This window comes from Arthrobacter sp. KNU40 (genome assembly GCF_051515115.1).
In the GTDB taxonomy this organism is placed as follows: Bacteria; Actinomycetota; Actinomycetes; order Actinomycetales; family Micrococcaceae; genus Arthrobacter.
Genome location: NZ_CP195850.1, coordinates 4,248,308 through 4,268,987 on the forward strand (window position 1 = coordinate 4,248,308; position 20,680 = coordinate 4,268,987).

17 protein-coding genes are annotated in these 20,680 nt (G+C 58.0%); 11 read left to right on the forward strand and 6 right to left on the reverse strand.

The window, feature by feature from the left end; all coding sequences use genetic code 11:
* Positions 1-97: 97 nt before the first annotated feature.
* From ACSKT0_RS19730 to ACSKT0_RS19740, 3 genes are all read left to right on the forward strand, one after another.
* The gene (locus tag ACSKT0_RS19730) at positions 98-1,633 is read left to right on the forward strand and encodes a polysaccharide biosynthesis tyrosine autokinase (protein ID WP_437771228.1); all 1,536 of its coding nucleotides are present in this window, start codon (positions 98-100) and stop codon (positions 1,631-1,633) included.
* A 692-nt stretch (positions 1,634-2,325) separates the two neighbouring features.
* On the forward strand, positions 2,326-3,636 hold the full coding sequence (locus tag ACSKT0_RS19735) for an ISL3 family transposase (RefSeq protein WP_437771229.1): 1,311 nt from the start codon (positions 2,326-2,328) through the stop codon (positions 3,634-3,636).
* A gap of 21 nt (positions 3,637-3,657) precedes the next feature.
* A complete protein-coding gene (locus ACSKT0_RS19740; RefSeq protein ID WP_437771230.1) occupies positions 3,658-3,837 on the forward strand; it encodes a hypothetical protein in 180 nt (59 codons plus the stop codon).
* Between the two features lie 80 nt (positions 3,838-3,917).
* Here the strand turns inward: ACSKT0_RS19740 and ACSKT0_RS19745 are convergent, their stop codons facing one another.
* The 4 genes from ACSKT0_RS19745 to ACSKT0_RS19760 form a co-directional block, all read right to left on the reverse strand.
* A complete protein-coding gene (locus ACSKT0_RS19745; protein WP_437771231.1) occupies positions 3,918-5,090 on the reverse strand; it encodes a glycosyltransferase family 4 protein in 1,173 nt (390 codons plus the stop codon).
* A gap of 306 nt (positions 5,091-5,396) precedes the next feature.
* A complete protein-coding gene (locus tag ACSKT0_RS19750; RefSeq protein ID WP_437771232.1) occupies positions 5,397-6,485 on the reverse strand; it encodes a glycosyltransferase family 4 protein in 1,089 nt (362 codons plus the stop codon).
* A gap of 85 nt (positions 6,486-6,570) precedes the next feature.
* A complete protein-coding gene (locus tag ACSKT0_RS19755; RefSeq protein WP_437771233.1) occupies positions 6,571-7,599 on the reverse strand; it encodes a glycosyltransferase family 4 protein in 1,029 nt (342 codons plus the stop codon).
* A gap of 86 nt (positions 7,600-7,685) precedes the next feature.
* Complete coding sequence (locus ACSKT0_RS19760; protein ID WP_437771234.1) at positions 7,686-8,486, reverse strand: WecB/TagA/CpsF family glycosyltransferase; 801 nt, start codon at positions 8,484-8,486, stop codon at positions 7,686-7,688.
* A 331-nt stretch (positions 8,487-8,817) separates the two neighbouring features.
* Between ACSKT0_RS19760 and gmd the strand changes: the two genes are divergently transcribed.
* The 7 genes from gmd (at position 8,818) to ACSKT0_RS19795 (ending at position 17,241) form a co-directional block, all read left to right on the forward strand.
* Positions 8,818-9,846, forward strand: coding sequence for a GDP-mannose 4,6-dehydratase (gene gmd, locus ACSKT0_RS19765; RefSeq protein WP_437771235.1), 1,029 nt, complete (start codon positions 8,818-8,820; stop codon positions 9,844-9,846).
* Complete coding sequence (locus ACSKT0_RS19770; RefSeq protein ID WP_437771236.1) at positions 9,846-10,820, forward strand: GDP-L-fucose synthase family protein; 975 nt, start codon at positions 9,846-9,848, stop codon at positions 10,818-10,820. Before gmd ends, ACSKT0_RS19770 begins: the two co-directional genes overlap by 1 nt.
* A 26-nt stretch (positions 10,821-10,846) precedes the next feature.
* On the forward strand, positions 10,847-12,289 hold the full coding sequence (locus tag ACSKT0_RS19775) for a sugar transferase (RefSeq protein ID WP_437771237.1): 1,443 nt from the start codon (positions 10,847-10,849) through the stop codon (positions 12,287-12,289).
* 43 nt (positions 12,290-12,332) lie between these two features.
* Positions 12,333-13,646 carry a UDP-glucose dehydrogenase family protein gene (locus tag ACSKT0_RS19780; RefSeq protein WP_437771238.1) on the forward strand — a complete coding sequence of 438 codons (1,314 nt, stop codon included), beginning with the start codon at positions 12,333-12,335 and terminating at the stop codon, positions 13,644-13,646.
* A 2-nt stretch (positions 13,647-13,648) separates the two neighbouring features.
* Entirely contained in the window at positions 13,649-15,535 is a 1,887-nt protein-coding gene (locus tag ACSKT0_RS19785) for a DUF4012 domain-containing protein (RefSeq protein WP_437771239.1), read from the forward strand.
* Between the two features lie 184 nt (positions 15,536-15,719).
* On the forward strand, positions 15,720-16,319 hold the full coding sequence (locus ACSKT0_RS19790; protein ID WP_437771240.1) for an LPXTG cell wall anchor domain-containing protein: 600 nt from the start codon (positions 15,720-15,722) through the stop codon (positions 16,317-16,319).
* 319 nt (positions 16,320-16,638) lie between these two features.
* On the forward strand, positions 16,639-17,241 hold the full coding sequence (locus ACSKT0_RS19795) for an arsenate reductase/protein-tyrosine-phosphatase family protein (RefSeq protein ID WP_437771241.1): 603 nt from the start codon (positions 16,639-16,641) through the stop codon (positions 17,239-17,241).
* On the opposite strand, the gene galU is transcribed toward ACSKT0_RS19795, so the two are convergent.
* Positions 17,238-18,128, reverse strand: coding sequence for a UTP--glucose-1-phosphate uridylyltransferase GalU (gene galU, locus ACSKT0_RS19800; protein WP_437771242.1), 891 nt, complete (start codon positions 18,126-18,128; stop codon positions 17,238-17,240). The two genes, ACSKT0_RS19795 and galU, sit on opposite strands and share 4 nt — an antisense overlap.
* Positions 18,129-18,667: 539 nt before the next feature.
* Here galU and ACSKT0_RS19805 point away from each other — a divergent pair.
* Positions 18,668-19,363, forward strand: a complete 696-nt coding sequence (locus tag ACSKT0_RS19805) for a hypothetical protein (protein WP_437771243.1) — start codon at positions 18,668-18,670, stop codon at positions 19,361-19,363.
* Positions 19,364-19,410: 47 nt separating this feature from the next.
* Here ACSKT0_RS19805 and ACSKT0_RS19810 read toward each other — a convergent pair whose 3' ends face one another.
* Positions 19,411-19,539: a hypothetical protein gene (locus ACSKT0_RS19810; RefSeq protein WP_437771244.1), complete on the reverse strand. Its 129-nt coding sequence runs from the start codon at positions 19,537-19,539 to the stop codon at positions 19,411-19,413.
* Positions 19,540-20,680 lie beyond the last annotated feature (1,141 nt).

The following is a 20,680-nucleotide window of genomic DNA, read 5'->3' on the forward strand; positions in this document are numbered from 1 at the left end:
GTATCAGCTGTAGAATGGTCCGGATGGCACCAAGGCAGCCATTCCGATCGCCTGCCGCTGCGCCGAGATTTATCAAAACGACCAGGGGGATCCCGCTTTGGACATTCACGAGTATTTGCGCATTCTGCGCCGCAGTTGGATTCTGATAGCTGCCATGACGCTTCTCGGACTGCTGGCGGGAGGTACCGCCACCATACTGATCAAGCCGACGTATACATCGGACACGCAGTTGTTTGTAGCCCTGCAGAACTCTGGAAGCGTGCAAGACCTGCAACAAGGTAACACATTTAGCCAGGCGCGGGTGCAATCCTATGTCAAGACAGTAACAACACCTATTGTCCTTCAGCCTGCAATAGATAGCCTAGGTCTATCTATGTCGGTGGACGATTTGGCAAAAACAGTCCGTGCGTCAACAGACCTAAATACCGTACTCATTAACATTTCTGTCACCAACGAATCTCCGGCACAGGCCGCGGCTGTTGCTCAAGCCATTGCCAATAGCCTCGTCAAGGCTGTGGACTCTCTTGAGAAGCCTAAAACTGGAGCTTCGTCCCCGATCAATCTATCGATCATTACTCCTGCCAAGGTGCCAACGGAGGCGTCTGCCCCGAATGTCCGCCTAACCCTCATTCTCGGGTTTGTCATAGGGCTTGCTTTAGGAATTGGCGCGGCTGTTCTGCGCTCATTGCTCGATAACCGAATTCGAGTGGAAGCCGATCTTCGTGGCCTAACGAACGCGCCCGTTCTTGGTGGAGTCACCCTTGATGGCGACGTCACAAAGAAACCCCTCCTTACTCAAATTGACCCGCAAAGTCCGCGTTCCGAGTCATTTCGCCAGTTGCGGACAAACCTACAATTCGCCAACGTTTCCGGAAAGGCCAGCAGCGTAGTTGTTACATCGTCGATTCCTGGTGAAGGGAAAACCACAACAGCCACGAACTTGGCCATCGCCTTGGCCCAAGCAGGGCAAACAGTCTGCCTAGTGGATGCAGATCTCCGCCGCCCCATGGTTGGCGAATATCTTGGACTGGAACGAAGCGTCGGGCTGACGACGGCATTGATCGGCCAAGCCGATGTAAACAGCCTGCTTCAACAGTGGGGTACAGATCAGCTCTATGTCTTGACCTCTGGGCAAATTCCACCAAATCCCAGCGAACTGTTGGGATCTGGCGAAATGAAAGACCTCATTCTTCGACTCGAATCGGCCTTCGACACGGTGATTATTGATGCCCCCCCGGTAATTCCAGTCACTGACGCTGCGGTGCTGTCGCAACACGTTGGCGGAGTGCTGGTCGTAGTCAACACCCAGCTGATGAAACAGCAAATACTCCTTAAATCCCTGACCTCCCTCGAGCTGGTTGGCGCCAACATTCTTGGGGTGGTTTTGAATCGATTGCCCGCGAAGGGCGTGGACGCATACTCCTACACCTACCAAGGGTATGCATCGTCGAATAACGAAGACGTGGCGACTTCATCCCGAAATCGAAAAAAGGGAACGGTTGAGAGTAACGTTCGAATTGGGGACGCACAAACAATAGTCTCGCAGGAGACCATTCTTTTTGAAGATGCCATCGAATATCCAGCGCAGCGAGTACCCCAGACTTTTCCTCAACGGTTCCGGGATAGGGACTAATCGCGCATCCTCGATCGGATTATTGGCTGCGAAGACTTCCGCTGGTCTGCGGGCAAGTTGAGTACCTTGACCTCCTGGACACCAATTCTCACCTTGGTGCCCTTCACATGAAGGACACCACACAAACCGATGGCCTTGCTGCGTAAGAAGCGGCGCTTTCAGGCTCGCGTCTCCTTAGGACCCCCTGCTGAGATGGGTACCTATCGGTTACAGGGTGTCCGCGAATCGGGTTCCGTGTCGCGAGTGCTGACGGGCTCGTAGCTCTTCTGTGACAGATGTTCTCTACGCATTCATCAAGAATCAGGAGCTACGAGCCTTGATCGGGCCCACTTCCGCGCGCCCCGATGCTGCCGCAAGATCTTCTACCTGCCGCCTACCGGGTCATTGGCGCCGAACTCGGTCCTTCGGACAGCGCCGGATCCGAGTAGAATCCGTCCCAAATCGGCTCTCGACGGTTCGTGGTGATTGTTCTGCCGTGATTCATGTTCATGTCGCTGTTTCAGCGGCACTGCGCAACAGGATACGCGTTTGTAGTTGTCCGGGTTGGTGAATCCCAGGCCTGTTCGTTTGATGTGTTTAACGGGCTCATCGCATTCGAGGGTGTAGCGGGGGTGGGCGCGTCGGTGGCCGGATAGAGGTCGAGGTCTTCCGATGATGGAAGTTCCTACACTGCCCATCCGGAAGACCTCGCCGTGTCCCACGCTACCTTCCTGCCTCCTGACCTGACTACGTTCTGCCGGCTCGATGAGCTTGGGCTCGAAGCCGCCGGGCAGTGTCTCGCCCCCGGCCGTGCGGTGCTGGAATGCCGTGCCGTTGATCCGGACGACTGGTGCCATTCGTGTGGGGGCCAGGGCATCGCCCGCGGCACGGTCACACGGCCGCTCGCGCACGAACCGCTGGGATGGCGGCCGACGACGCTGCTGGTGCGGGTCCGCCGCTACAAATGCACCGGGTGCGGGCGGGTGTGGCGGCAGGACATCTCCAAAGCCGCGCAGCCGAGGGCGAAGATCTCCCGCCGCGGACTGCGCTGGGCGCTGGAGGGCATCGTGTGCCAGCACCTCACTGTCGCCCGCGTCGCGGAAGGCCTGGGCGTGTCCTGGCATACGGCGAACAGCGCGATCCTTGCCGAGGGCAAGCGGGTGTTGATCGAGGACCCGGCCCGGTTCAACGGAGTGGCCGTGATCGGCGTCGATGAGCATGTCTGGCGGCACACCCGGCGCGGGGACAAATACGTCACCGTGATCATCGACCTCACCCCGGTCCGTGACAGGACCGGGCCGGCACGGTTGCTGGACATGGTCGAGGGCCGCTCGAAACAGGTCTTCAAGGCCTGGCTCGCCGAGCGGCCCAAGGCCTGGCGGGACGGGATCGAGGTCGTCGCGATGGACGGGTTCACCGGGTTCAAGACCGCAGCCGCCGAGGAGCTCCCGGACGCGGTCGAGGTCATGGATCCGTTTCACGTCGTCCGGCTTGCCGGCGATGTCCTGGACAGGTGCCGCCAGCGCGTGCAGCAGCAGACCATTGGTCACCGCGGACGGTCCGGGGATCCGCTCTACGCAGCCCGCCGGACCCTGCACACCGGGCACGATCTGCTCACCGACAAGCAGAAGGACAGGCTGGAGGCCCTGTTCGCCGCGGACAACCATGCCGAAGTCGAAGCGACCTGGGGCATCTACCAGCGCGTCATCGCCGCCTACCGCGACCCTGACGGCACCCGAGGCAAACAGCTCATGCAAGCACTGATCGGCGCGATCAGCGCCGGCGTTCCCGCTGCGCTGACCGAGGTCATTACGCTGGGCCGCACGCTGAAACGCCGTGCAGGGGACGTGCTCGCGTACTTCGACCGGCCCGGCACCAGCAACGGCCCCACGGAAGCACTCAACGGCCGGCTCGAACACCTCCGCGGCTCCGCCCTCGGCTTCAGGAACCTTGCCAACTACATCGCCCGATCACTCCTCGAAACCGGCGGATTCAGACCGCGATTACACCCTCAAATGCGATGAGCCGCTTTGGTGCCGGCATGAATGCACGCGGGTGCTGATGACGCAACAGGACAGACGGCCGACCTCGGCAGTGGCTTCGACGCGGACCCGCCGCTGTCCGAACGCGAGGACCTCGGTATGGGTGACACGGTAGTCGGGCAGATTGAAGAGAGCGGCGGCAGCATGGGGGCGGGGGAAGTAAGCCCGATTCGTAGCTGGTGACTCTTGATGAATGCGTAGAGATCATCCATCACGGCAGGGCAACAAGCCCTTTAGCTATCAAGACACGTAATCCTCATCCGCTAACTAATATCTCCCCGATGCGGCCAACGAGAGTCGTTCTCTGCACTCCCGGAAGCCAACGCCTGTTGGATGCCTCTGAAGAACCGTGCCGCCATCTCTTCAGTAGTAAATCGTCCGCTGGCCGACCTGCAGGCGGCCTGCATCAGTTGCAGTCGTTGCCTGTCAGTGATCAAGCTCAACAATGCGTCGGCAGAAGATAATGCGTCATCAGCGGATACGACGCATGTCTTGCCATTTTCTAAGTATTCAAACTCTGGGCCGTGCCAAGGCCACGCCGTTGTGACAATAGGGCGACCAGCAGCAAAACTATCGACTGCCACGAGCCCTACGCGGCCCGGCATGTAGATCACGTCTGCAGCCGCCATCGCTAGGGCTTTCTCCTTTCCGAATAGCGGACCTAAATATCGAAGCCAAGGCTCCGATTCCGCCAGCCTCTCAACGGTCCCGCTTAGGGAGCCGCTGCCCACGACGAGGAGACGAAACTCGTCATTCATTCGATAAGCGTTTCGACAAGCCTCAAACAGAAAAGGCAGTCTTTTGGACTCGTCGAGACCTCCAACAAAAATGGCATTCAAGGTGCCCAGCTGATTCTCGACGCGAAAATCCGAGATTTGAGCTGATGAGACACGGGCAACATACTCCTCGAGGTCCGTGGTATCAATTGAGTTCTGGACTACGGTCACCCGTGCGGGCGGATAGCCGATCGATACGACTGAATCTCGGGAGGCTTCCGTATAAGCGAAGAACCAGTCTGCGGCGCGGGTTAACCTGGCCATGGCCCGCCTCTTAAACCAAGATGGGGTTGTGACGAAATCTCGGCCGTGACCCCAGAGGCAAATCTTTCGCCGCCGCCATGGCGAAAGAAGAAGCCAGTAAGCGTCAATGTTCCGCCGTGCTTGTTCCATGATGACAAGATCAGCCGAGTCAATTATCGAAGCCACTTGTCGGAAGACCAGTCTAAAATTTCCAATCCTGATTTCCTTTTGAGAAATAGGGATAACGAATTTTGCGAGCGCCCCATCCTGCCGCTTGCCCTGCCCTTTGTTGGCTCCGCCCGCGGCAACCCGAATTTCGACTCCATTTTGGGCGCCCAGTTCAATTAGGCGATAGAAGAACGGAACTCTATACCTTGGCACGTATTCTTGGAGTATTACTACGCTCGGGGCTGCCATTATTCTCCTGATACGCATAGAGCGCTCCCGTCGGGCTCGACCCGCAAAAACAAGAGAGCGCTGATCGTCCTGACTGATCGGATGAGTATGCCCTCGACACTCAGCAGCGCGTCTGAGCGCTCACACCACCGACCGTATGAACATGTCATGGAGTTCGTCACTTCAGCGCGTCCTTTGGGCTTGGTTGCATCGACGCCACCAATTAAAGAGACTGTGACTTCTTTCCCGCGGCACCACGCCGCAGCGGTCGCCAGCCACGCGCATCTGCAGAGGGCCAGAAACCTTACGGGGTAACGGCCCTGGCCATTATACCCCGATGGCTGACCGTATCGCTGCTTCATATCCAGCTGCGGAGCTCTCGTACGTATAGTTCCGCACAATCTCTCTGCTATATTCTGACATCGCACTCCACAGCTGGACATCGCCCAATACTCTAGCCGCTGCCTCCACCCACAGGTGGGTATCCTTCGGGAGGACATAACCATTTTCGCCATGCTTTACCAACTCTCGAGCCGCCCCGGCTTCGGGCGATGCGAGCACCGGAAGACCAGCTGCACACGCTTCGTTCACGACGAGTCCCCAAGGGTCCCAATTCGTTGGGAAGAGAAACAAACGACTGCGTTGAAACCAAAGTGCGACCTCGCCCACTTGAACAAAGCCTGGTCTCGTAACCTCAATCATTGGCGTTTCGTCAGCCATCGCATCCACTGCCTCTGCGAGGGGCCCACTTCCGAGAACCAAGATTTTCACTCTCCGATTGAGCTTTTCTGCCACGCCAGCAGAGACGGCCAATGCGAAGAGGGGATCCTTCACTTCAGCAAGCCGTCCACAGAACAGAAAATCGAACTCGCGGTTTCCCACGCGGGCGCCGACAAAAGCATCATTATCGACCGATAGCGGTGCCTTAAATAGCAGATTGCCATCAACACCCCAAGATTTGAATAGGCGCAAACTACTGTCACTCGGACCGATGTAGGCTTTCGTTCGAACGCTCACCGCCCACCGTATTGCACGGTGTACAGCAGACAATCGAGCCTCCGACTGATAATCGCCGTCGGTATTGGAAATGTGTCGCGCGCCACGCAATAAGCAATAGAGGAAAGCCAATAAGTGCGTCGGGTTGTATCCACCGGTGATCACCACGTCCGGTCGGAGGAGACGTAATTCCCTCCAGACTCCCGTCGCAAAATGGATGTACCGCCCACGCCAATTAACCACGCGCTCATCAATGAAGATCTCCGACAAGCCGGACGGACTCTGCACCCATTCTCGATCAGGTTCGCTGTGGCTGCAGTAGATGAGTGTGAGATTTATGTCCGGTCGCTCTGAGAGTCGCTGGAATACTGGGGTCTTGTAAGGCGTTGGCATGTTGAGGACAAATGCCACATTTATCATGATCATCCTTCGGTCAGATTATCATCGAAGCAATCAATGGCCAGCCGCTTGATCCGTAGCGGACCGCCAGACAAGCTGCAGCGTGTTAAGATGCCAAAACCTCAGACCATCGCTTTGTGTAGGTGTCCGCGGAAAAATGCCGATCAAACTCATCAAGTGCACACTGACCCAAACTTTCGAGTAGCTCGGGCGCCGATAACAGTCCCTCAATGGAACGCAACATATCCTGATTCGACCCGACCTTGACCAAAGCGCCAGTCTTTCCATCTATGATCAAGTCAACAATCCCCCCGATGCCAAACGCCACGACGGGCGTCCCGGAGGCGAAGGCCTCAATGATAGTCAGCGGCTGGGCCTCGACAAGTTGACTCGGGAAAATCAGCAGAGTCGAGTTCTGCAAATACTTCCACTTTTCAGGGCCGTGAACTGGTCCGGCAAAGTTGAATCTATCCGCAAAACCCGCGTCATGTACCATTTTCTCCAACTGAGGAATTTGACCATTATCCGATGGAGCTCCCACGATATCAAAAACAACATCAAGGTATTTGGATGCCAGAGCTATCGCAATATCAAGGAAAACGTCAATGCCTTTGCCCGAGATAAGGTTAGAGAGAAAAGTTATATGTCGCGGATTTGTCGAACGAACAATCGGAAACCCCGGGACGTCTCTTGGCGTATTGGCGATAAACCACACCGAATCTTGGGCCACCCAAGGGGAAATATCATTATATAGAGATTGGCTAAGGCAAACTGTTTTTGACGCAGTGGTCAGCAGCCGTCGCGTCATCCACGAAAAGAGCACATTTCTTTCGGCAAGACCCTTGTAGCCCTGGGTGTGAATGTAATTAACGGTCTTGACGCCCGCGAGTCGGAGTATTTCAGAAAGGAACCAGTCCACGACAAACGACATTGATCGCGTTGTGCAAAAAAACACCACAGTTCGGGGGCGCTTAGAAAGCAGGGCTCCTATCAAACGGTTCGCCAAACCGAATGCCGAAAGGATCTTCCGCGGCGTGAACTTGCCGACCGCGTTTATGCTGGCACTGAACCTTCGATCAACCAGCGTCCATTCGATTTCAAGTTCGCCAAGGCTCCTCAGGAAAACCTCGGTCATGACCGTAGATCCATGAACGGGGGGAGGTAACTGACTAATGACCAGGAGATGGTCACCCCCGCCGGGAACGATCCGAGGCATCTTGTTCACGACTTTCCCCCGACTGCATTCCGTACTACGGAAACGATAAAATTGACGTTACCAAAAAGATACCGCTTCCACAGGCGCCGCGGTTCTTTGATGAGTCGGTGAAGCCATTCCAGCCCCATCTTTCGAACCCACTGCGGTGCAGCCACGAGCGTTCCCGCCGAGAAATCAAACGCCGCCCCGATCGCCACGGCGACCACCGGCATTCGCTCAGCTAATCGTTTAGCCTCAAAATCCTGCTTGGGAGTTCCAAGACCAACCCAAACGATCTCTGCTCCGGACTCAAGAACGCGACGATCCTGCTCCGCATATTCCGCCTGCGACAAAGCACGAAAAGGCGGGCTTTCTTTCCCTACAATGCTGAGTCCACCGTAACGCACGATTAGGGCAGCTTCCAATGCTTCCAAGACCGCCGGAGTGGACCCGAGTAGAAAATGCTTGACACCGTATACCAGCCCCTCGCCCATTACATTTTCAAATAGATCCGGTCCGCGAACCTGTTGAAGGGCAGGGTCATGACCCAACGCGTTGGATACCACGGAAATTGGCTTGCCATCAGCAAAATTTATCGCATCTCCACTCAAAACGGACTGGAAGTAGGCATCGTTTTCCGCTAATGAAACGGTGTATGCGTTCGCCAAGTGGATATGAAATCCGCGTCCTAACCCATGAACGGATTTCGCAAGTTTCGAAACAAACAAAGCCGCCTCAGCTGGACCCATGACCATGAAGCTCAAGGAGCCGACAGTTCGGCGCTCACCGTTCAGTTCCTCTTCGTGTTCTTGCTTGTACCTACTCATGACTATCCCCATTCGTTGACTCTTGGAGCCATCCGTCAAAAGCGCGATTGTGGATTCAAAGAGAAGAAGACCGGACCCCGGCTTTCAGGCCGGCTCCAGCGAAGGTATGCCGTGTTGACAGAGCACAACTGGCCTACCGCAACTCAATCGCACCACCGAGTATAGGCCTCTGCTAAGACCCCTGGACGACACGACGCCCACGGTGAAACAATGCCGCCCCGAATAGATATCAGCGCTACCATGTTGTCGAACCTAGCTTGGCAACGCAATCCGGTCTGCACCGGTGGCAGCCAGCAACAGACGACTCTTAACTTCACATCATGGGGGCATTATGACCAAGCGCGCGCTTATCACTGGGATAACAGGTCAGGATGGGTCTTATCTTGCCGAACTCTTGTTGGCTAAGGGCTACGAAGTACATGGCCTTATCCGGCGAGCATCAACCTTCAATACGGCACGGATAGACCACTTGTATGTGGACCCGCACGACGCCAAAGCGAAACTCTTTCTCCACTATGGTGACCTCAGCGATGGCGCACGCCTTGTGACCCTGCTTGCCCAAATCCGACCCGACGAGGTCTATAACCTCGCTGCGCAGTCGCACGTCCGGGTCTCCTTCGACGAGCCTGAACACACTGGAGACACGACCGGTATCGGCACCATTCGCCTGCTCGAGGCGGTCCGAATGTCTGGTATCGAAACGAAGTTCTACCAGGCGTCTTCCTCGGAAATGTTCGGCGCCACGCCCCCTCCGCAGAACGAAGAGACTCCGTTTTATCCTCGTTCCCCTTACGGCGCGGCAAAAGTGTACAGCTACTGGGTGACAAAGAACTACCGTGAGGCCTATGGGATGTTTGCCGTCAACGGCATTCTTTTCAACCACGAATCGCCCCGCCGCGGAGAAACCTTCGTAACCCGGAAGATCACCAGGGCTGTGGCAGCCATCAAGGCTGGCAAACAGGATACCCTCTTCATGGGCAACCTTGACGCCGTACGCGACTGGGGATACGCAGCCGAGTATGTGGAGGGAATGTGGCGCATGCTCCAAGTTGACGAACCCGACGACTTTGTTCTGGCAACGGGAGGTAACTACACCGTCCGTGACTTCCTCCAAATCTCATTTGAACACGTTGGCCTGAATTGGGAAGACCACGTGCGATTTGACGAGCGCTATCTGCGCCCAACCGAAGTCGACGCACTGGTGGGTGATGCTTCGAAGGCACAGGAGAAACTTGGTTGGAAGGCAAAGGTCCACACCCCAGAACTGGCTCGAATCATGGTGGACGCCGATATCGAGGCTTTGAAACACGCGGGCAACGATTGGATCGACGGAGTCGACCTCGACAGTTGGAAGAACTGATGTCCGAGCCCATCTCATTCACGCCGGGCAACCTCGACCGTGACTCGACCTTCTATGTAGCTGGGCATCGCGGCTTGGTGGGATCTGCTATTTGGCGCAAGCTGGAAACCGAAGGTTTCAACCAGCTAGTGGGCAAGTCGTCAGCTGAGCTGGACCTCAAGGACCGGGACGCAGTCTTCGAATTCTTTGCGAGGAACGAGCCCCGCTACGTTATCTTGGCTGCAGCGAAAGTGGGCGGTATTCTCGCCAACAACACCTATCCGGTGGACTTCCTCAGCGACAATTTGCGGATCCAGGTGAATGTTCTGGACGCGGCCCGCGAGCACAACGTCGAACGGCTCCTCTTCCTTGGGTCATCCTGTATCTATCCGAAATTCGCAGAACAACCAATTCGCGAAGATTCCCTACTCACGGGCCACCTTGAACCGACCAATGACGCCTACGCGATCGCGAAAATCGCAGGCATCATGCAGGTGCAGGCGGTTCGCCGGCAGTATGGACTCCCATGGATATCAGCTATGCCCACCAACCTCTATGGGCCTGGCGACAATTTCTCGCCTGAAGGTTCACACGTTCTGCCTGCGCTGATTCGTCGCTACGACGAGGCGGCCAGGTTCAATACCCCCGTGGTCACAAACTGGGGCACCGGGTCGCCAAGGCGTGAATTCCTACACGTTGACGACATGGCCGCCGCTTGCCTTCATCTACTGGAGAATTACGACGCCCCTGAACAGGTGAATGTCGGAACCGGGACCGACGTGACTATCAAGGAACTGGCCGAGATTGTGGCAAAGTCCGTCGGTTTCTCCGGCGCCATCGAATGGGACACTTCAAAGCCTGACGGCACGCCACGAAAACTACTGGACGTTTCCAAGCTCTCCAAAGCTGGATGGTCTGCTTCCATTGGTCTAGAAGATGGAATCAAGGCCACGGTGGACTGGTACAGGTCAAATCTGGCTGAAATCCGTAACTGAGAAGTCCAAGCGGCGCTCAAGTTGAAATGGGGGACTCTTTGAGTCAAGAGGCAAACTGGAGGGCGCGGACTTCGCGTACCCTCCGAATAGTTGACGCCTTGGTGATCGTCTGGGCTGTTGCTGGGGCCTACAGCATCCGGTTCGGACTGGACTCGGGCGTTTCAATTTCTGGACAAGATTATGTTTCATTGTCGATAATCCTGGCCGTTACGTGGTGGCTCATGCTTGGGGCTTGGAACACCAGACAGAGCCGCATCCTGGGCTCCGGACCTGACGAGTACAAGCGGGTAGCAGCTGCTTCCCTTTGGCTATTTGGTCTCGTTGCCATCTTCTCCTACGTCTTCCGGGTAGACACCGCCCGCGGATACGTCGGGATTGCCCTGCCTGCAGGCCTTGGAGGTCTCCTTCTAGCGCGTTGGCTACTTCGGCAGCACCTCAGCATCCACAGGCAGAAAGGCCGGCGCATGTCGCGACTTCTGCTACTGGGCAGTCCTGGGGCAGTCGTCCACCTCGCTGAGACCCTGGTCCGCGAGAAGCACGCCGGTTACACTCCCATCGGCGCTTACACCACAGGCGACTCCTCCCTCTCTCAAGAGCTTGCCAACATCGGGCTTCCGGTACTTGGGCATGAGCCCACGACCCACGCGATCCTTAACGCGATCGAACGGTGCGCGGCTGATGCCGTCGCCGTCACAGTTGGGATGCAACTCAATCCGAGAACACTACGCCAGCTTGGTTGGGAATTGGCCGACCGCAACATCGCGCTCATTCTGGCACCCGCCCTCACCGACGTTGCCGGACCACGCATCCACACACAACAGGTGGCCGGACTTCCGCTGATCCACGTCACCACGCCTAGTCTTGAGGCCGGTCAACGCGTCGCGAAACGGTTGTTCGATGTGGCAGTCTCGGCTGGCCTGATTGTTCTGTCTTCACCACTGTTGACAATGCTGGCGCTAATGGTGAAGCTCGACAGTCCTGGTCCGATCCTCTTCCGGCAAGAACGCGTCGGGTTCGAGGGCGCACCCTTCAAGATGCTCAAATTCCGCACCATGGTGGCTGACGCAGAGGCAAGGCTCGCTGAGCTTGCTCACCGGAATGAAGGGAACGGAGTTCTCTTCAAAATCAGGAACGATCCACGCGTAACTCGCACAGGGGGTTTCCTTCGCAGGTATAGCCTGGACGAGCTTCCACAGCTGTTCAATGTTCTGTTTGGTTCCATGAGCCTGGTAGGCCCGAGGCCTCCCCTGCCCCGGGAGGTTGAGGCCTACGAACGGGATGTACGGCGGCGGCTTTTGGTGAAGCCAGGTGTGACCGGTCTGTGGCAGGTCAGCGGACGATCCAATCTCTCTTGGCAAGACTCCGTCCGTTTGGACCTCTACTACGTGGAAAATTGGTCATTGGCAGGGGATCTCATCATTCTGCTTCGCACCGCCAGGGCCGTCCTCGACGGCCATGGAGCTTACTAATCACCTGTGATGCAGGAACGACCCTCTGGGGGAAGGCACCACAATGCGCATTTCAGTAATCGGCTGCGGCTACCTCGGGGCTGTACATGCTGCCTGCATGGCCAAGCTTGGCCATGAGGTGGTTGGGATCGACGTGAACGAGCAGAAGGTCATCGCACTTTCCGCAGCCCGTGCCCCGTTCTTTGAGCCCGGTTTGGACGAACTCCTCCAAGACGTCCAAGAAACAGGCCGACTGTCATTCACTCTTGACATGGCCGAGTCTGCGGGAAGCAGCGTCCACTTCATTTGCGTGGGGACGCCCCAGAAGGTTGGCGAAAATGGTGCGGACCTCAGCCATGTGGATGCCGCTATGAATGCGCTCCTTCCCTACATTGCCCCAGGCGATGTAGTGGTCGGAAAGTCCACCGTCCCGGTCGGAACTGCCACCCGTCTGCTCAGAATCCTCGCCCAACATGAACCCGAAGCCCACCTCGTATGGAATCCTGAGTTCCTGCGCGAAGGCCACGCCGTCACAGACACCCTTTCCCCAGACCGTTTGGTCTATGGCGTCGCGGACGGTTCGGAGGATCACACCGCGGTGTCGGTTTTGGACGAGGTCTACGCTGCCCCCCTCTCCGCGGGCACCCCCCGTTTGGTCACCGATCATCCGACTGCCGAACTGGTCAAAGCCGCAGCCAACTCGTTCCTGGCTACCAAGATCTCCTTCATCAATGCCATGGCCGAGGTGTGCGAGGCGGCAGGTGCAGACGTCACCCGACTGGCCGATGCCATCGGAATGGACGACAGAATCGGACGCAAATTCCTCGATGCCGGAATCGGTTTTGGCGGTGGATGCCTCCCCAAGGACATCCGGGCATTTATGGCCAGGGCGGGGGAACTCGGAGCGGATCAAGCCTTGACTTTCCTGCGGGAAGTGGACTCGATCAATATGCGGCGCCGCACCCGGGTTGTGGAGCTCTGCCGCGAACTTTGCGGGGGAAGCTTGCTGGGACACCGCATCACGGTGCTCGGTGCCGCATTCAAACCCGAAAGCGACGACGTTCGAGACTCGCCTGCGCTCAGCATCGCCGTCCAGCTTCAACTTCAGGGGGCCGTTGTGACAGTCACCGACCCGAAGGCCTTGGAAAACGCGGCCAGGCGATTCCCTGAACTGCGGTATGAGGCGGACCTGGATACGGCAATGGCCGGAGCGGACACACTACTCCTGCTCACCGAATGGCAGCAATACAAAGAGCTCGACCCCTTTGAAGTAAGCAGCGGTGTTTCCGGGCTCCGGATCTTGGACGGACGAAACGTCCTTGACGCTGCCAAATGGCGTGCCGCCGGTTGGCAGTACCGCGGACTCGGAAGGCCCTAAGCGTGAAACACACCCAACAATCCAAGATCATCCCGCAAGAATCAGAGTCGCGCCTAACCGGCCGGGAAAACCACCTAGGCAATCGACGCCGTCGCCTGCTGACTGCCGGAATATGTATTGCCGCCCTCGCTGTGATCGCCGGAGTTGCGATGCTGTGGCTCGATGCAAAAGCCTCCACTATCAAGACAGAGCTTGAGGCTTCAACCCAGCTGGTGCCTAAGCTCAAGGAAAGCATCCTCCAAAACCGTCCGGGGGATGCTACCTCGGTTGTCGACGAACTCCGACGCCATACCGCCACTGCGCGGGAGGCAGCCTCCGATCCTCTGTGGTCGGTGGCCGCAGCGGCTCCCTGGCTGGGGGCGAACTTCTCCGCGACCGCCGAAATTGCTCGCTCGGCAGACGACCTAGCCACACTTGGAGTCGCCCCTTTGGTGAAGGTCTATGGCTCCCTCAACTGGGACAAGCTAGTGCCAAGCAGTAGCGGCACGGATCTGGAGCCGATCCGCAAGTCGGCCCCCGCGATAGCGTCCGCTGCGCACGCTGTGCGCGCTTCGGCCGAACGTCTGAACGGGATCGACGCTAGCGGTCTGCTCCCTCAGGTTGCCGGACCGCTGACGCAGGCCAAACAACAACTCGGCTCTGTCGTAGATGAGCTGAACACCGCCTCCGATGCCGCGGGACTGGCCCCAGCCATGTTGGGTTCCGACAAGCCACGGCATTATTTGCTCCTTGTCCAGAACAATGCTGAGGCCCGCGCTAGCGGAGGCATACCTGGCGCCCTAGTGGTCCTTACCGCGGACAGGGGCAAACTCAGTCTTTCCGCTGAGTCAAGTGCCAACGAACTCGGCTTGTTCGACCCGCCGGTTTCCGTAGACGACGAGCAACAACGCATTTACAGTTCACGTCTTGGGATGTTCATGCAGGATGTCAACTTCACTCCGGACTTCCCCACCGCCGCCACCACCGCGTTGAAGATGTGGGAGCGGAAAAAAGGCGAACGGCTAGATGGGGCCATCTCGATCGACCCCGTGGCACTTGGTTACATCCTGGACGCAACAGGACCGGTCAGCCTGCAAGACCCGCAGGTGCTGGCGCTGACCGCAGGCAAACTGCCGAACCAGCTCACGGGCAAGAACGTGGTGAAAACTCTACTCTCAGATGTCTACGCCCAAATCCAGCAGCCATCAGCGCAAGACGTCTACTTTGGAATGGTGGCTAAAGAAATCTTCGGCGCCCTTTCCTCCGGCAAGGGCGATGCGAAAAGCCTCCTGGCAGGCGTTGCGAAAGGCGTGGACGAGCACAGAGTTCTCCTGTGGTCGGCGGACACTGGCGAGCAGTCCGTCCTTGGCAAATACCCGCTGAGTGGTTCCATTTCGGGCCCGAGCGTGCCCGCAGCGCAGTTCGGCGCTTACTTCAACGACGGCACCGGCGCTAAAATGGACTACTACGTGACACGCACCGTACAGCTCATCAAGCAGTGCACGGCTGCCGACGGGTACGGAACCGTCAAGGTTCGAATCACCAGCACGAACACCGCTCCGGCCGATGCAGCCATCTCGTTGCCCGCCTACGTCACCGGCGGCGGAGGTTTTGGGGTGCCGGCCGGCACTGCCCAAAGCAACGTGATCGCCTACGGACCTTCCCAGTCGCGTATTGAAACCGCCACCTTGGACGGGAAGATCGTCCCCTTCGGCGCGCAGCAGCACGACGATAGGCCTGTTGGCAGCTTCACCGTGCGTCTGGCACCAGGCCAGAGCAGCACGGTGGAATTCACATTCGGAAAGATCGTGCAGCACAGCCAGCCGGAACTAGTGGCGACGCCAACCATTCAATCCGTAGACAAAGTGGTTCTTCCCACGGAGTCAGAAAACTGCGGCGCTGCCGGATAGACAGCAGGTTAACCCTTTGTAACAGCTTTGGATTTACTTTGCGGTAAGCAGCCTTATGATGGTAGCTTTCTGTCTGGGGTGGGTCACAGATTTCAGTTCACGTGCTCGTGGTGAATGGAATCACGTCATCACAATGAATTGCGTATCAACTCTCAAGCACGAATCAAGGTCTCAGGGGGACAAATTGAAGAAATCACTTGCAGTGCTCGCGCTTGCCAGCACCATCGCTCTTGGCGCTTCGGCACCAGCCATGGCCGTGGATTACCCGGCACCGGGCTCGGGCGAGCAGGGACAGGTTGACAATGGCAACGTTGAAAACGGCCAACAGTTCAACTTTTCCGGCGGCGGATTCCAGCCGAATGAAGGCATCAACGTCCAAGTTGAGCAGACGGGCGGACCTCAGGCAAGCGGTGGAGGCGTCTCCGGCCGAGTCGGCGCAGCAGTACCTGCCAAGATCACCTTGGCAGTGCAGACATTCGCAACGAAAGCCAACAGCAGCGGCAGGTTCTCGCTGCCGCTGACTCTCAACGCAACCGGAACCTTCACCCTTACAGCGACCGGCGTTACCTCCGGGCACAAGGTCACTGCAGTGGTGACAGTCAAGGCTGCCGCGGCTTCGGGCGCGGGCCTGTCCAACACCGGTGGTACCGGCCTGGCTAACACCGGCGTCGACTCCAGCCTGGTTCTGTGGGGCTTGGTTGGCGCTGGCGCGCTCGCAGCCGGCACCGTCTCCGTCGTGGTGGCCCGCCGCCGCGCAAAGAACGAAACCGCAGCAACAGCCTAAACGCTAATCAATAGGAGGGGTTGTTTCCGGTGATCCGGAAACAACCCCTCCTTGTTTGCGCATACGGTAATTTATGAACATGGGGAGACATTGGCGACGCCGCAAGCGGCTGAGCTTCAGGGTGGAGTTGCCAGTGATTCCACGAATTCCAGCGATTCCGAGTCAGGCCTGGCCGATCATTTTTCTGATCCTGCTGACCGCGGTTTCCTTCGGTGTGGCTGCTTTTGCACTCATGCGGCACACATGATTATGACTCTCGTGTTAACTTGTAAAACACAGGTGTCACGCGCGCCTGCCTGCTAGTGAAAGAGCAATACCTTTGGAATCGCCCCAACCCATTCGGTTACTGACCGTTTGCACCGGCAACATCTGCCGCTCTCCCGTAGCCGAACGATTGCTTCAGGCAGGCCTGGACCAGGTCCTCCCCGGCGGCTTCGCAGTCCGCAGTGCCGGCACCCGCGCCATGGTGGGTAGCCCCATCCAGCCGCTGTCAGCGGACATCATCCGCACCTACGGCGGAACACCCGACGACTTTGCCGCGCGCCAGCTCACCTCAAAAATCCTGAGGGAATCGGACCTGGTACTCACCATGGCGGCCCACCACCGCGGGGAAGTTCTGCAGCTGGACGCCTCCCTGCTCAAACGGACGTTCACCATCCGCGAGTTCGCGCGGATGGTGACGGCCCTTGAAGAACGAGGCGACGCATCGCCGTCGGGCTCTGACTACACCCAACTCTGGCGAGAACTGCCGGCACGGGCATCCTCCGTGCGTCACCTCGTCCTGGCGGCAAATTCCTCGGACAACGACGTCGCCGACCCCTACAAACAGGGTGCAGAGGCATATTTACGGATGGAAGACGAGCTGGCTCCGGCCATCCTCAGGATTCTGCGCTATGCCCGGCTAAGCATGCAGCACTCCTAGCCGAGGAATTCCTTCATCCAGGTTTTGAGGTCTTCGCCGAACTCGGCCCGCTCCGACGCCAGCGTGATGACGGCCTTCAAGTAGCTGAGCTTGTCTCCGGTGTCGTAGCGACGTCCGCGGAAGACGACCCCGTAAACACCCGAACCTTCGCCTTCGCCTTTTGCGAGGGTCTGGAGGGCGTCGGTCAGCTGGATCTCGCCGCCGCGCCCAGGCCCCGTCTCTTCGAGGACATCGAACACGGCCGGGTGCAGGACGTAGCGCCCAATGACAGCCAAGTTTGACGGCGCCTCCTCAACAGAAGGCTTCTCCACAAGGCTGTTGACCCGGACGTATTCCTCCCCCGCGATGGATGTAATGTCGGCGCAGCCGTACGCGCTGATCTGCGACGGCTCCACTTCGATGAGGGCAATCACCGAGCCGCCGGTCTTCGCTTGAACGTCGATCATGGTTGACAGGAGCTCCTCGCTCTCGTCGATCAGGTCGTCGCCCAACAGGACTGCGAAAGGTTCGTCACCCACATGTTGTTTGGCGCAGAGCACGGCATGGCCCAAGCCCTTCGGTTCGCCCTGCCGCACATAGTGGATAGGCCCAAGCCCGGAGGCATGCTGCACGGCGTCCAGGCGAGCTTCGTCGCCTTTCAGCTTCAAAGTGCGTTCGAGATCAGGTGCACGGTCGAAGTGGTCTTCAAGAGCGCGCTTGTTGCGGCCGGTGATCATCAGCACGTCGGTGAGGCCGGCCCTTACGGCCTCCTCAACCACGTATTGGATGGCCGGTTGATCCACCACCGGCAACATTTCCTTCGGCATCGCCTTGGTGGCAGGCAAGAAGCGCGTGCCCAAGCCGGCTGCCGGAATAACTGCTTTTCGAACTAGTTTCCCCATAGACATAGGGCAAATCCTACGAATGGATTTTCAAAAACGCTAATCCCTGATGCAAGATTTCGGCGTGTCCGGTCAGGAAGTCGTCAGCAGCGGGCCTTGCGCACTGGGTCATGCTCCTACGTCCTTCGCGACGGATTCCGAAGCCGATTACGGAAATCCGGTGACAGTTGCTGGACGCCCGGAGTAGTCTTGCGCACAAGTGTCCAGCCGAGACGCAGAAGGCCGGACGGCCCGAGACTGAGCCAAGACCTGAGATCGGGGGGAACTTGGACGGACAGCAGTGGATCTGGGTTGCAGCGGTGCTAATGAGTGCTGCACTGGTAGCCCTTGTTATGGCCTTCGGACGCCGGTGACAAGCCCAGGGTGACCGCAAGCGGTGCGCGAAATATCTGCGTGGATGCTTGCCGCCCGTGGGAACCCGGGCATAGCCTAGGTGTTCGCATCACATCAGATGCAGGACGCATTGTCGTCTACCCGGGGCTGGGGCCGGAACCTGCGCAACATCATCGCGTCGGACTCATCCGTGCCTGCGCTAGGAGCACCCCGTGAACATCAGGACCATTGCCAGAAACGCCATCGCCGCCGTAACAGCCCTATTGATCCTCCTCAGTCTTGCTTTTGCCCCCGCCGCAAATGCGGCGGACCCCTCGGTCAAAGTCCTCGATACTGCAAACACCATCACGGACCCCAACTGGTTCGTGAAGGCCTATCAGGCCGGATTCCGGCTGTATGTCATGCACTCCACCGCATGGGGAACCTGCAACACTTGGTCCCGGACCCAGACCCAGCTGAAAATGGCCCTCGACGCTGGTCTGAAAATCGCTGTATACACGCGGGACCCCAACTGCTGGCAAGGCGGGATCAACGCGGCCGGACCCTACGCGTCCCAGCTCCAGTTCTTTGCTCTTGACGCCGAAACGGGCGGACCTCAAATTACGCGCGCTATGGTCGACGGGGTTAAGGGCATGGGTGTTCGGCCCGTGATCTACTCAGGGTCCGGGATGTGGCCGCAGCTGATGAACAACACCACGGCGTTCTCGGACGTCCCGCTCTGGGACACAAACACCCACAACATCAACTACAACAGGTGGACGGCCAACTACCTCTCCCCGCCCCCGGTCCAATACGGAGGCTGGAATACGCCAACCACGATGCGCATCGGCGTCCAGCAGAAATTCAACCAAAGCCTCAACGGGGTCGTGGTCGACCTGGACTCCTTCGACGCGACCTTTCTGAACTGAAAGGGAACAGCGGACAGCCGTGTTCGCACGCCTTCATTTCGCATGCTTCACGACGATGAACGGGCCTTGCGCACCGGGTGCTCGCTCAGGATAGACAGGCGATTGAAGGCGTTGATGCCGATGCACGCCATGCACAGCACGCCGATCTGTTCCTCGTCGGCCAGCTGCTTACCCATGCTCCCAGGCGAAGCACGCCGACTCACAGAGAGCAGTCTGCGAACCACTCAATTTGCTCAGCTTTGGTACTCAATTATTCAGATTTGGTACTCAATTCTGCGGAATCCAGACCAAAGGTGGAAACGGCTGGTTAGGATCAGCACAGGACCGGCGCCGATCCTAATTCAAAGAGGAACAGTGCAACTCATCGCGTCGCAGTTATTCCAGAACATTTGGATCCTACGGCAGGCAAAGCATCGATGGCCCTCGGCGGGTCGTGTTCGCGCGCATTGGTCAATCGCCGAGTGAAAGTAGGGGTCAATTCATGGCGGCAAACAGAACCTTCATGTTACCGATGTTGGCGGCTCCTGCGTGCTTCGCATTCGCAGCAGTCGGAGGAAGGTTCGCGATAGTCGGCTGGATCGGCGGACTACTGATGCTGGTGGCGGCTATGTTCCTACGAACCCGTGAGTGGAAATCGGAAGAACAGGATGACTCAAATGAAGATCGCGGGTAGCTCTCAAGTTTTTAGTGGCCGCCCCCACCGAGAAGCGTGGCAAGCCCTCCGCGCCCTGAAAAAATCAAAAAGATTGCACTAATCCTGGCAGTCAGCGCAGGTTTGGTGTTCGCCGGGCTAGCCCCTGCCAGCGCCGCGGAACCCCCGGTCACATCACCATCTATCTCAGAGTCACCAGCAGGAGCCGCCAGACCGGAGCTGCGAGAACCGGCAGGAAAGTACTACTCCTTCTGCATCAGTATGGGGGTATCCCACAATTGGACCAACAACCGCCCGAGCACTTGTCCCAGGTACCTTCATGTCTACATCGGAGGCAAGCAGGTCGCAAACCTGAACATCGGCGCAAGCACTGCGAGCTTCACCTGGACCTGCGCTGCGGGTGTGGGCCTGAACATGGTCCTTGTATTGGCCCCAGGTGGGGCGGTGGTTGGCTGGGCCTTGGCCGGTACGCTGTCGAGCATCGGGCTCACCCTCGCCGGTTGTGCCGGCTGGTAGTGTGCTTCCTTCCAAGAACTCACATCCGAAAGGTGGCCCGATGGCCAACAAGATTCCGAATCCTTGGATAAGCGCTTCGTTCTTTGCCTATGCAATCCTGTTCGCCTCATGGCAGCCCTTTGTCTGGTGGCGGCCTGTCGCATCAGTTC